Source organism: Chitinophaga varians, assembly GCF_012641275.1.
GTDB classification, from domain to species: Bacteria; Bacteroidota; Bacteroidia; order Chitinophagales; family Chitinophagaceae; genus Chitinophaga; species Chitinophaga varians_A.
Genome location: NZ_JABAIA010000001.1, coordinates 1,750,974 through 1,763,339, shown reverse-complemented (window position 1 = coordinate 1,763,339; position 12,366 = coordinate 1,750,974). Strand labels below are relative to the sequence as shown.

The following is a 12,366-nucleotide window of genomic DNA, read 5'->3' as shown; positions in this document are numbered from 1 at the left end:
AAAGCTAAAGGCTAAGCGCTATAAAAAAATACCTGACGCTGGCTGCGATTTATATGAGATGCTTGCCATTTTTTACCAGCATCCCCGTCCTGTAAAAATTTCAGGCGGGCAGCATCAGGTACCAGTATTGATTGTTATTGTTCATTTTCCTTTTTCAACACTATTTTCTGCGGAGGGGAACTGAGTTGTTTGAGGCCCAGTTGCTCTACAGATTTGCTGACTTCACTCATTTTGCTGCGAAACATGAGCTCACTCTTCACGTTGATGTATTCCCACTTGAGCTCTTTTATTTCTTTGCCAAGCTGATTAATGCGGCGTATTTTTTTTTCAGCGAGGTGGCTGTTAGCGATATAGATCAGTGCCAGGACAGCGAGAAAGCCGATATAGGGCAGGTTTTGCACCAACGCTCTGTAGTTGATACGCAACCGCCATTCCCTTTTCGGAGCTTTCACCGGTGAACTTTCGGTACCGGTAGGTTCTTCCTGGTTTGTTTCTATAACTTCTTCCTGCAACACGCGTTATGCCTTTTTAATAAATTGACAATATAAAATTGAAAGCAAATCACAACAGATGTGTATAGGATATAGGATAGGAGCTGGATGATACGATGTAAGCGGTATCATGCTGTTTTTTCGGCCACCCGCAGTTTTGCGCTTCTCGATCTGCCGTTGAGCTTTAATTCTGCATCGCTGGCGGTCACCGGTTTTTTTGTGATTAATCTGAACAATTTAGGGGGTGTTTCCTTTCCAAACGGATCTTCCGGTGCTTCCTCGAAACTGCCTGTCTTCATAAAGTTCTTTACCAGCCTGTCTTCCAGAGAATGGAAGGTGATGATGGCCACTCTTCCTCCCGGTTTTAACACATTGGCGCACTGCGTCAGTAAGTCTTTTAAGGCGCCCAGTTCATCGTTGACAGCTATTCTTAATGCCTGAAACACCTGTGCGAGGTATTTCTGCGGGTTGCCTTTTACGATGGGCTGGATCACGGATTTAAATTCCGCGATGGTGCGCATGGGGTGTGTTTTTCTTTGCCGTACAATGGTTTGCGCCAGGGTTTTGGCGTTGGTCACTTCTCCGTATTCCTGGAACATGAGTTGCAACCGGGCTTCGCCCCAGGTGGCCAGAATCTGGGCCGCAGTGAGGGTGGTCCGGGTGTCCATTCGCATGTCCAGATCGCCGTTAAAGCGGATGCTGAACCCTCTTTCGGCGGTATCGAACTGGTGTGAAGACACGCCCAGGTCTGCCAGTATGCCGTCTACCTGTTCCGCTTTATGTAGTTTCAGAAAACGTTGCAGGTGTCTGAAATTTTGTTGTACAAATGTTACACGGTCATCGATGATTCGGTTACGGTATGCATCCTCGTCCTGATCAAATACGATCAGTCGTCCTTTTTCGCCCAGTTTCTCCAGTATGGCCCGGGAATGTCCTCCGCCTCCAAACGTTGCGTCCACATAGGTCCCTTCCGGGTTAATGTGCAACAGCTCCGTTGTCTCCTGCAGCAGAACGGGTAGGTGATATTGTTGTTCGCCCATATTGCTCCAGTTTAAATTGATATGTTGTTGTCTCCTCCTCCCATTACCTGTTGAGCCAGATCACTGAAGGCCCCTGGTGAGAAATTTTCAAAGAACTCCTGGTATTTACCTTTATCCCAGATCTCGATTTTATTGGATGCTGCTGCCAGCACAATGTCTTTTTCCATGTTTGCGTACGACAGCAGGTTTTTCGGTACCAGCAGTCTTCCCGCGCTGTCCAGTTCCAGAATGGTCGCCCCATTGAGGAAGTAGCGCCTAAATTCCCGCACTTTCGGGTCAAAATCGTTCAGCTTGCTGATACGTTCGAAAATGGGCTGCCACTCGTTCATGGGATACAATGACAGACATTTTTCAAAGCCTCTGTTGATGACAAACTGTCCCCCGGCGGCTTCTGACAACTGCTTTTTGAATCCGGCAGGTAACAGAAAACGTCCTTTTGCGTCCAGCGTAGCCTCATATTCGCCTAGAAAACCTGTCATACCATGGGGCAAAGTACTTGAAAAACCATTTTCTAACACAAAATAACACTTTTTCCCACTTTTTAACGAAAAAATACTTTATAAATTTTTTCCACAGGAGGACAATCCCCATTGTAAAGGGTTTGGAGTGCCTTTATGCACCTTTTCCGCGCGGCGGGCGCCAGTTGTTGTGGATAATGTGTGAATATGTGTTAATATCGTGTGTGTAACCTGTGAAAACGCGTCAGGACTGCTATTGCATCAGGTAAAATGACTGCACTGTTTTTTCAGCTTTTCCCCTGAGCCCGTTTTTATAAATAGGATTAAATTATAATTCGAAGCCCCGGCCGGGATATTTTTTTGACAATATCCAATGATTTTTTATTTTCAGCAGGTAAGCGGCAAAAGGAATCATTTCTTCGGTAAAATGGCCTGATCCGGCGATTTAACAGCCTCTTTTGCAAAATTTTAACAGCAATGAAAATCTCTTCGCCTTACATTTACATTTAATTCTTAATTTTGCCACTCTTTTATGCGGAAATTTTTATTGTATAGCAGTCTCCTTGCGCTGATCGTGGTCGCTTCTTCCTGTAATAACGAACTGAGAAGGATCGAAAAAAGCAACAACTTCGAGAAGAAGCTGGCGTATGCTGACAAATTGTACTCGAAGAAAAAATACAATACAGCGCAGACACTGTATCAGGACCTCCTGCAGGTGTATAAAGGCACCGAGAAGTTTGAAGGCCTGTATTATAACTACGCATACTGTTCCTACTACGTGAAGGACTATGTTCAGGCAGCTTTCCATTTCAAAAACTACCTCGACGTATTCCCCAACAGCCCCAGAGCGGTGGAAATTGACTACATGCAGGCATACTGCTATTACAAGCAGTCGCCCAAAGTATCACTGGACCAGACCAACACCATGAAGGCCATCGCCCAGATGCAAACCTTCATCAACAACTACCCGCAGGCGGAAAAAGTGCCGGAAGCCAACCTGGTGATCGAACTTTGCCGCAGAAAGCTGGAACTCAAAGAGTTCAACAGCGCCGAACTGTACTATAACCTGGGCTTTTACAAAGCGGCCGGTATCGCCTTCAAAAACCTGATGCGCAACTACCCCGACTCCGATAAAAGCGACAGCTACAAGATAATGGCCATCCGCGCCTATTACAACTATGCCAAAAACAGCATAGAGGAAAGACAGAAAGAACGCTACGAGACAGTTGTCAGCGAATACATGGACTTCGCAGACCACTATCCCAACAGCAAATTGAAGGCGGATGCCGAAAAATTTTATACCTTAGCGCAAAACAACATTAAATCACTGGAAAATGAGCAAAATAAAGAGAAGTCTAACCAGTAGTCTTAATCCCTGGGTAGAAACCAAAAATACTACCGATATTAAGAACCGGACCGGTAATTTATATGAGTCTATTGCCGTGATAGCCAAACGCGCCAATCAGATCAATATTTCCGTGAAAGAGGAGCTCCATTCCAAGCTGGAAGAGTTTGCCAGTCATACTGACAACCTCGAAGAAGTACACGAAAACAAGGAGCAGATCGAGATTTCCCGCTTTTATGAAAGGCTGGCAAATCCTGCTATCCAGGCTACGCAGGAATTCCTGGACAATAAAATTTATTTCCGCAAGAACGACGACGACCTGTTCAGCTAATCCGCCACACATTATTTTGTGAGGTGCGTGATTGCGAAAAATAAAAATATTAATTTCATGGCGGCAGATTCAAATCTGCCGCTTTTTTTATATCTATGGACGATATCAAAATACTACAAGGAAAGAAAATCCTCCTGGGCGTGTCCGGCAGCATCGCTGCCTATAAAGCCGCCACCCTCATCCGGCTGCTCGTGAAGGAAGGCGCCCTCGTAAAGGTGGTCATGACACCGGCGGCGGCTGACTTCATCACGCCGCTCACCCTCGCCACCCTCTCCAAAAACGAAGTACCACTCCATATCAGCGACCATAACAGCTGGAACAACCACGTCATGCTGGGCCGCTGGGCCGACGTGATGCTGATAGCTCCCGCTTCTGCCAATACCATCGCCAAAATGGCCAACGGCCTGTGCGACAACCTCCTGATGGCCACCTACCTCTCAGCCACTTGCCCGGTACTGTATGCACCGGCCATGGACGAAGACATGTGGAAACATCCGGCCACCCGCGCCAATGTGGCCCGCCTCCGCGAATACGGCCATACCCAGATACCGGTGGCTGCCGGTGAACTGGCCAGCGGCCTTGTCGGCGAAGGAAGGATGGCGGAACCGGAAAATATCGTCGCCCTGCTGCGCCGCCACTTCAGTCAGGCCGCCGGCGCCCGCAAACCGCTCGACGGCAAAATAGCTGTCGTAACGGCCGGCCCTACTATCGAACATATTGACCCGGTAAGATATATCAGCAACCACTCCAGCGGTAAAATGGGCATCGCCATCGCGGAAGCCCTCGCCGACGCCGGCGCCCAGGTGAAACTGGTGCTGGGCCCCACTAACCAGACTACCCACCACAACGGTATCGATATCATCCCGGTACAGTCAGCAGACGATATGTTCCGCAGCGTGATAGCGGTATACCCCCTGTCTGATATCGTAGTGGCCGCGGCAGCCGTGGCAGACTACCGCCCGGCACAGGTGGCGGATAAAAAAATCAAGAAAGGAGAGGACAAATTCAGCATCGCCCTGGAAAAAACACACGATATCCTCCGGACACTGGGCAACAATAAAGGCCCGCAGCAACTACTGGTAGGCTTCTCCCTGGAAACAAACAACGAAAGGGAGTATGCACTGAAAAAGCTGCGCGACAAAAACCTGGATATGATCGTGATGAACTCCCTCGCCGATCCGGGCGCCGGATTCAACTACGATACCAATAAAGTGACCCTGTTCGACAACAGGGGAAAAGAACGTGACATCCCCCTCAAATCCAAACAGGAAGTAGCCAGGGATATTGTTTCCGCTATAATAGAACTGCAACATGCGTAACCACTTCCCCTTCGCCCTGCTGCTGGCAGGTATGCTTGTTTTCACGGTCAACTGCCTGCAGGCGCAGGAGATCAGGGCCAATGTGACCGTAGTGGCCAACCAGGTCCAGGGTGTTGACCGGAAAGTGTTTACCACGCTGCAAACAGCCCTCAGGGAATTTCTGAACAACCGCCACTGGACAGATGATGCCTTTACACCGGCAGAAAGAATTGAATGTAACTTCCTGTTGAACGTAACAGGCGTCACAGGAGAAAACATGTACAAGGCTTCACTCACCATACAGGCTACCCGCCCGGTGTTTAACAGCAGCTATGTGACCAGCCTGCTGAATACCCAGGACAACAATGTGGCCTTCCGTTATGTGGAATTCCAGCAGCTGGAATTCAGCGATAACCGCGTAGTGGGCAACGATCCCATGGCTTCCAATCTCACGGCCATCATGGCGTACTATGTGAACATTATCCTCGGGCTGGACTATGATTCGTTCTCCCCCCGCGGTGGCGATGCCTATTTTAAGAAAGCGCTGAATATTGTGAACAATGCGCCGGACGGGAAAGATATCTCCGGATGGAAAGCTTTTGAGGGTACCCGTAACCGTTACTGGTTGCAGGACAACCTCCTGAACGCCAAATTCCTCAACTTCCATGATGTGATGTACCAGTACCACCGCAACGGGTTGGACGTGATGTATGAAGATGTGAACAGAGGCCGTGCGGCCATTATGAACTGCCTCAACCTGTTGTATGCCATTCATCAGGACATACCCAACTCCATGTTGATGCAGACATTCTACTCCGCAAAAGCCGATGAACTGCAGAAGATATTTTCCAAGGCCATGCCACAGGAGAAAATGAGGGCCGCTGAACTGCTGGCCCAGATGGACGTGCCCAATGCACAGAAATATCAGCAGATGAAATAACAGCCGGTGACTATCTCCGGACACAACAATTTTTTAGAAAAGAATGAATAATCGTTTTAAAGCGCTCGTAACAGGATTTGTATTATTGATGGCAGCTTGTGGTGATCCGGGCAATGTTCCCAAGGAGTATATCCAGAAGGATAAGATGAGCAGGATCCTGGTGGACATGACCCTGGCAGACGCCTATAGCAACGAAGTGAGCGCCCTGACTACGCCCCTGCCTGATTCTGTCAGACAGGAGAAAATAAAAGTTTACTACAAACAGATACTGGACCTGCATAAGGTGTCCGTTAAAGATTTCATGGCCAGCTATAACTGGTATGAAAGTCACCCGGACCGCATGAAAGACGTGTTTGAAAAAGTGCAGGCCGATATCGCCGCCAGGAAAAATAAACTGGGCAACCCTGCAGAAGAAAACGCACCTGTCAGGTTCCGTCTGAAAAGCTTTTTCCCCAATGCAGAAAAGGCTTTCCTGTTACCCGCTTCCGATACGGTACGCCCCTTTATCAAGCGACAGCCATAAGATCAATATAAAACACCAAAACATGAACAAAGTAGTAGCTAATGCAGACGAAGCCATACAGGACATCCGGGATGGCGCGGTGATAATGCTGGGGGGATTTGGTTTGTGTGGTATTCCGGAAAACTGTATCGCAGCGCTGGTCAGAAAGGGCGTAAAAGAACTGACCTGTATTTCCAACAATGCCGGCGTAGATGATTTCGGATTGGGCCTGTTGTTGAAAACCCGCCAGATCCGCAAGATGATGTCTTCCTATGTGGGCGAAAACGCAGAATTTGAAAGACAACTGCTGGCCGGCGAACTGGAAGTGGACCTGATCCCGCAAGGTACCCTCGCCACCCGTATTCAAATGGCCGGTATGGGCATTCCCGCCTTTTTCACCCCCGCCGGTTATGGCACCGAAGTGGCCGCCGGTAAAGAAACCCGCGAATTCGACGGCAAAAACTATCTCATGGAGATGGCGCTGCATGCAGATTTTGCCATTGTGAAAGCCTGGAAAGGAGATACCATGGGCAACCTGGTATTCCGTAAAACTACCCGCAATTTCAGCACTTCTATGGCCAAAGCCGGTAATATTACCATCGCTGAGGTGGAGCAACTGGTGCAGCCGGGCGAACTGGACCCCGACCAGATCCATGTGCCGGGTATCTACGTGCACCGCATCTTTGCAGGCACCGAATATGAAAAACGGATAGAGCGAAGGACCGTGCAGATGTAACGGTAACGACTATACGTTATTATTCCACTTCCCAAAATCAGTATGTTATGCCTCTCGATAAATTTGGTATCGCCAAAAGAATAGCAAAGGAGTTAAAAGATGGTATGTATGTTAATCTGGGTATCGGCATTCCCACGCTGGTAGCCAATTACATCCCTGCCGGCATTTCCATTATGCTGCAGTCTGAAAACGGTATGCTCGGCATGGGCCCGTATCCGTCTGCCGATGATATAGACCCGGACCTGATCAACGCCGGCAAGGAAACAGTGACACTACTGCCAGGCGGCAGCTTCTTCGATTCTGCGGAAAGCTTCGGCATGATCCGCGCCGGAAAAGTGGACCTTACCGTATTGGGCGCTATGGAAGTAGCGGACAACGGCGATATCGCCAACTGGAAAATTCCTGGTAAAATGGTGAAAGGCATGGGCGGCGCCATGGACCTGGTAGCTTCCGCCAAAAATATTATTGTGGCCATGATGCATACCAATCCTAAAGGAGAAAGCAAATTGTTGTCTGCCTGTACGCTGCCACTGACCGGTGTTAACTGTGTTAAAAAAATAGTGACGGATCTCGCTGTGCTGGAAGTGACCGCCGACGGGTTCCGCCTGCTGGAACGTGCACCCGATGTGAGTGTGGAGGAGATCAAAGCCAAAACCGCCGGCCGGTTGATCGTGGAAGGAGATATTCCTGTGGTAACCATTTAAATAATTGAATTAAAAAACAGCCCCGCCAGATGATTTTCCGGCGGGGCTGTTTTTTAATTCATATGTCTAATTAAAAGGCTATGTTACTGCATGGCTATATGCATATTTTTTTCGCCTCCGCCCTGTGTAAATTTAACGTTTCCTTTTTGTATGGCGGCCGCTATGGTTGCGGCGAATGCCCGAAAAGAGGCTGCTGAAATGACAAAATAATTGGGTAACTTACAACTTGCTAAACACAGTACGAGGTGCAAGTTGGTTTTCTTTGTTATAATGGTAAGTTTTACTCTTCCGGTGACCCGATTTTTACGGCAGACAACCGTTCTTTCCGTTATGGAGACGGCTGCTTTGAAACCATGCGGGTACATCAGGGGCAAGTGGTATTGAGCGATTTACATTTTGAACGCCTGTTCGCCAGCCTGAACCTGCTGCACTTCGATATCCCTGCCCATTTCACCAAAGCATTTTTCCTCCGGCAGATAACTGACCTGTGCCATAAAAATAACCTGCTGCACCTGGCGCGGGTGAGGTTAACAGTATTCCGCGCTGATGGCGGATTATATGAGCCGGTCAATAATATTCCCTCTTATCTGGTCCAGGCGTGGGAACTGAGCAGTACCGTATTGGAACTGAATGAAAACGGGCTCGTACTCGATATCTTTTCCGATGCCAGGAAGACCAGCGACAAGTATTCTTTCATTAAATCCAATAACTGTCTCCCCTATGTGATGGGGGCTATGTACAGCAAACAACACGGTTTTAATGAAGTGTTGTTGCTAAATCAATATGGCCGGGTGGCAGACAGCACCATGGCCAACGTTTTTGTGGTACGTCATAAAACCATCTACACGCCGCCGCTGTCCGAAGGTTGTGTTTGTGGCGTGATGCGCAAACACTTGCTGAAATCAGAACTGCCTTTTAAAACAGAGGAGAAACCACTCACCATCGAGGACCTCGAAAATGCGGATGAAATATTCCTGACGAATGCAATACAAGGCGTGCGCTGGGTAGGCCTTTTCCGCGACAGCAGCTATGGCAACGCCACTGCTGCTATTTTACATGAAGTATTATTTGATGGCAAAGTCTAGTATGAAGAAACCTGCTGTAAATCTTTGCTGGCTTCGCCGCGACCTGCGGCTGAACGACCAGGCCGCTTTATATCATGCTTTGAAAGATGATCGCCCGGTAGTGCCGGTATTTGTGTTTGATACGCAAATACTAAACGACCTGGAAGAGAAAGCAGACCTCCGCGTGAATTTTATTCACCAGACCCTGGAAACGCTGCAGGAACAACTGACTGCCGCAGGCGCCACGCTGGATGTTTTTTACGGAACACCGGAAGCGGCATTTACCCACTGGACCACACAGTATGATGTTCAGAAAGTATTTACCAATAACGACTATGAACCGTATGCCCGTCAGCGTGACACCGCTGTTGCCGGTCTGCTGAAGGAGAAAAACATTTCTTTTCACAGTTATAAAGACCAGGTCATCTTTGAAAGAAATGAAGTGTTGAAGGATAACGGTGACCCATATACGATATTCACACCTTACAGTAAAAGATGGCTGGCCACACTGACGCCATTTTATTACAAACCGTATCCGGTGGAGAAGTACACCGGCAATTGGTACCGGCAGGCGCCGCTGAAAATACCTTCGCTGAAAACGATGGGATTTAAGGCCGTCGAAACAGATTTCCCGTCAGCAGATATCCCGGAAAAAATTATCACCCATTATGATAAAACCCGTGATATTCCTGCTGTACAAGGTACTTCGCGTTTAGGGCTGCATTTACGCTTTGGTACGATCAGTATCCGGGAGCTGGTAAAAAAAGCCCTGGATGATAATGAAACGTATTTGAAGGAACTGATCTGGCGCGAATTTTTTCAGATGATACTGTGGCACTTTCCGGAAGTGCAGCATACTTCGTTTAAAAAAGAATATGACCGTATTCCGTGGCGGAACAATGAAAAGGAATTTGAGCGCTGGTGCCAGGGACAGACCGGCTATCCTATTGTGGACGCGGGGATGCGTGAACTGAATGCCACGGGCTTCATGCATAACCGGGTAAGGATGATCACCGCCAGTTTTCTGACCAAACACTTGTTGATCGACTGGCGTTGGGGAGAAGCTTATTTTGCCACGAAGCTGCTGGATTATGACCTGGCTTCCAACAATGGAAACTGGCAGTGGGCGGCAGGCTGCGGCTGTGATGCGGCGCCTTATTTCAGGGTGTTCAACCCGACTTTGCAGACACAGAAGTTTGATAAAGACCTGCGTTATGTCCGGCAATGGGTGCCGGAACTGGACGAGCTCTCTTACCCGCTGCCTGTGGTGGAGCATGACGTTGCCAGGAAACGCGCGCTGGAGGTGTATGGGAAGGCGTTAAAACGATAGTCGTTTAGCGACAAAAAAAGCGAAGGTCATGGAGGTGATCTTCGCTTTTTTTATGTTGATATTTTGCTGAGGCCTATGCCTGCCGGCGTGCCACAACGTCTTCGGCTGCTGTCATCAGCGCGTCTACGGCCGCGTGGCCTTCTTCGCCAAGATCGAGGCTGAAGTCGTTGACATACAGATCAATATGCTGGCGCATCACCTGCTCGTCCATTTCCTGTGCGTGGGACTTGATATAGTCAGACAGCTGGGGGTATTCACTGTAGGCATGTTGCAGGCTTTGGTGAATGAGTGTGTCTACCTGTGCCCGTGTTTCAGCGGGGATGTCTTTGCGGATGAAGATACCTCCCAGCGGGATGGGATTACCGGTGGTAGATTCCCAGTATTCGCCCATGTCCATGAGTTTTACGAGGCCTTTGAGCTGGTAGGTAAAGCGGTTTTCGTGTATGATCACGCCTGCGTCCACCTCTCCGTTAAGCACGGCATTTTCGATTTCGGAAAACAGCATCACCTTTTTGTTGGTCGCTTCCGGGAAAGCGATGGAAAAGAGGAGATTGGCCGTGGTGTTTTCGCCGGGGATGGCTATTGCCAGGTTTTTGATTTCTTCGCGGGGAATATCTTTTTTAGCGATGAGCAATGGTCCGCAGCCGCGGCCGAGGGCACTGCCGCTGTTGAGCAGGTCATATTTGTCCCTTACTTTCAGGTATACGGCAAAACTCAGCTTGGTGACGGGCAGTTTTCCTTCGAGGGCCCAGCGGTTGAGCGTCTCCACATCTTCCAGCTGCGTATCAAATGTCAGTCCTTGCGTATCGATCTTGTTGTTGACCATGGCATCGAAGATAAAAGTATCGTTCGGGCAGGGTGAGAAACCTAATGATAAGTGCATATACTTAGAAAATTTTATTTGTTAAGATAAGCCGGCCAGCGACTTGACAATTGAAACCAGTTCATCATTCAGTTGTTTGACGGCCAGGGGGATATTCCATTTGCTTTTATCGCGTATTTCCACATAGTTGGAGATACTGCGGACCTGCAGGAAGGGAGTATTTTCCGAGAGGCAGGCGTAGTGGAATGCTGCGCCTTCCATGCTTTCCACATCGGGCATGTATTTGCTTTCCAGCCGGGTGATGGTGGGCGTGCTGCCGCTGACCATATTCACGCTGACGCCGGTGGCCGTGGGCAGGTTGGGCCGGTAGGGCAGGCTGGTGAAGGTATTCACAAGCGCGTTGCCGGTAAAAGGAGGCTGGGAGGCCTGCCAGAGGTGTATATCAAATAAATCCTTGAACTGGTCATTATCTTCCGCGCCGAGGTCGGCAAGGTATTCCCGGTCCACCATCACCACGGTGCCGAGGGCCCATTCACGGCGGAAAGAGCCGGCGATACCGGCCTGCAGGGCCATGTCCGGGCGGTTGGTGGCGAGGTAACGGCCAAGGCTGTATGCGTAATGCATCATGCCAATACCAGCGATCAGTACCTGAATGTCACAGTTGGCCAGGCGGTATTGGTGGGCGGATACTTTTTGGCTTTCATGGTCCAGGAATTGCAAAAAAGGCTGGACTTCCAGTGTGGTCGCAGCGGTAACCAATAATTTCATGCGGTAAAAGTACGGCAAAAATGATCGCTGGCAGTGTAAAACAATTGACAGGAATAAGGATAAACTTGGGACTACTCATAGAATAGTGGTATTTTTGCGAAAATTTTTTGCAATAATGATTTATTTAACGCGAGTAGAGAACTTTAATGCAGCGCATAAGTTGTCTAACCCGGCATGGAGCAAAGAAAAGAACGAGGAAGTATTCGGAAAATGTGCCAATGACAACTGGCATGGTCATAACTACGAATTGCATGTAACCATAAAAGGTAATCCTGATCCGGAAACCGGCTTTGTATTCAATGCCAAGACTTTAGGTGTGATTATCCGGGATGCTGTTATTGAAAAGGTAGACCATCGGAACCTCAATCTGGATGTGGATTTTATGGCAGGTAAGTTTACCTCTGCCGAAAATCTTGCCATTGCCATCTGGGACCAGTTGACCCCGCATTTACCTGCGGAAGTGCAGCTGCACTGCATCAAGCTGTACGAAACTCCCCGTATATACGTAGAATATTACGGCGGTAAATAATATTACC

General features: G+C 48.7%; 15 protein-coding genes. 10 read left to right on the top strand and 5 right to left on the bottom strand.

All coding sequences use genetic code 11. The features are described 5' to 3' along the window. Window positions 1-134 precede the first annotated feature (134 nt). The 3 genes from HGH92_RS07100 to mraZ form a co-directional block, all read right to left on the bottom strand. Complete coding sequence (locus HGH92_RS07100) at window positions 135-515, bottom strand: FtsL-like putative cell division protein (RefSeq protein ID WP_317166380.1); 381 nt, start codon at window positions 513-515, stop codon at window positions 135-137. 104 nt (window positions 516-619) lie between these two features. After that, entirely contained in the window at window positions 620-1,531 is a 912-nt protein-coding gene (rsmH, locus tag HGH92_RS07095) for a 16S rRNA (cytosine(1402)-N(4))-methyltransferase RsmH (protein WP_168870030.1), read from the bottom strand. A gap of 11 nt (window positions 1,532-1,542) precedes the next feature. Continuing rightward, window positions 1,543-2,010 (bottom strand): division/cell wall cluster transcriptional repressor MraZ, encoded by a 468-nt coding sequence (gene mraZ / locus HGH92_RS07090; protein WP_168870029.1) that lies wholly within the window; start codon window positions 2,008-2,010, stop codon window positions 1,543-1,545. A 511-nt stretch (window positions 2,011-2,521) separates the two neighbouring features. Here mraZ and HGH92_RS07085 point away from each other — a divergent pair. From HGH92_RS07085 to HGH92_RS07045, 9 genes are all read left to right on the top strand, one after another. Beyond that, a complete protein-coding gene (locus HGH92_RS07085; RefSeq protein WP_168870028.1) occupies window positions 2,522-3,355 on the top strand; it encodes an outer membrane protein assembly factor BamD in 834 nt (277 codons plus the stop codon). Continuing rightward, the gene (locus HGH92_RS07080) at window positions 3,324-3,665 is read left to right on the top strand and encodes a DNA-directed RNA polymerase subunit omega (protein ID WP_078668842.1); all 342 of its coding nucleotides are present in this window, start codon (window positions 3,324-3,326) and stop codon (window positions 3,663-3,665) included. The genes HGH92_RS07085 and HGH92_RS07080 overlap by 32 nt, the downstream gene beginning before the upstream one ends. A gap of 95 nt (window positions 3,666-3,760) precedes the next feature. Then, the gene (coaBC, locus tag HGH92_RS07075) at window positions 3,761-4,984 is read left to right on the top strand and encodes a bifunctional phosphopantothenoylcysteine decarboxylase/phosphopantothenate--cysteine ligase CoaBC (RefSeq protein ID WP_211092551.1); all 1,224 of its coding nucleotides are present in this window, start codon (window positions 3,761-3,763) and stop codon (window positions 4,982-4,984) included. Further along, window positions 4,977-5,903, top strand: coding sequence for a DUF4835 family protein (locus HGH92_RS07070; protein ID WP_168870027.1), 927 nt, complete (start codon window positions 4,977-4,979; stop codon window positions 5,901-5,903). The genes coaBC and HGH92_RS07070 overlap by 8 nt, the downstream gene beginning before the upstream one ends. Window positions 5,904-5,946: 43 nt before the next feature. After that, on the top strand, window positions 5,947-6,426 hold the full coding sequence (locus HGH92_RS07065; RefSeq protein WP_168870026.1) for a DUF4296 domain-containing protein: 480 nt from the start codon (window positions 5,947-5,949) through the stop codon (window positions 6,424-6,426). Window positions 6,427-6,448: 22 nt separating this feature from the next. Then, complete coding sequence (locus HGH92_RS07060; protein ID WP_168870025.1) at window positions 6,449-7,141, top strand: CoA transferase subunit A; 693 nt, start codon at window positions 6,449-6,451, stop codon at window positions 7,139-7,141. A gap of 47 nt (window positions 7,142-7,188) precedes the next feature. After that, a complete protein-coding gene (locus HGH92_RS07055; protein WP_168870024.1) occupies window positions 7,189-7,845 on the top strand; it encodes a 3-oxoacid CoA-transferase subunit B in 657 nt (218 codons plus the stop codon). Between the two features lie 245 nt (window positions 7,846-8,090). Beyond that, window positions 8,091-8,930: an aminotransferase class IV gene (locus HGH92_RS07050; protein ID WP_168870023.1), complete on the top strand. Its 840-nt coding sequence runs from the start codon at window positions 8,091-8,093 to the stop codon at window positions 8,928-8,930. A gap of 1 nt (window position 8,931) precedes the next feature. Continuing rightward, a complete protein-coding gene (locus HGH92_RS07045) occupies window positions 8,932-10,239 on the top strand; it encodes a cryptochrome/photolyase family protein (protein WP_168870022.1) in 1,308 nt (435 codons plus the stop codon). Between the two features lie 73 nt (window positions 10,240-10,312). Here the strand turns inward: HGH92_RS07045 and HGH92_RS07040 are convergent, their stop codons facing one another. Continuing rightward, entirely contained in the window at window positions 10,313-11,122 is an 810-nt protein-coding gene (locus HGH92_RS07040) for a 1,4-dihydroxy-6-naphthoate synthase (protein ID WP_168870021.1), read from the bottom strand. A 21-nt stretch (window positions 11,123-11,143) separates the two neighbouring features. Continuing rightward, the gene (gene mqnB, locus HGH92_RS07035) at window positions 11,144-11,830 is read right to left on the bottom strand and encodes a futalosine hydrolase (RefSeq protein ID WP_168870020.1); all 687 of its coding nucleotides are present in this window, start codon (window positions 11,828-11,830) and stop codon (window positions 11,144-11,146) included. Window positions 11,831-11,945: 115 nt separating this feature from the next. On the opposite strand from mqnB, the gene HGH92_RS07030 reads away from it, so the two are divergent. Further along, window positions 11,946-12,359 carry a 6-pyruvoyl trahydropterin synthase family protein gene (locus HGH92_RS07030; RefSeq protein ID WP_168870019.1) on the top strand — a complete coding sequence of 138 codons (414 nt, stop codon included), beginning with the start codon at window positions 11,946-11,948 and terminating at the stop codon, window positions 12,357-12,359. Window positions 12,360-12,366: the final 7 nt, after the last annotated feature.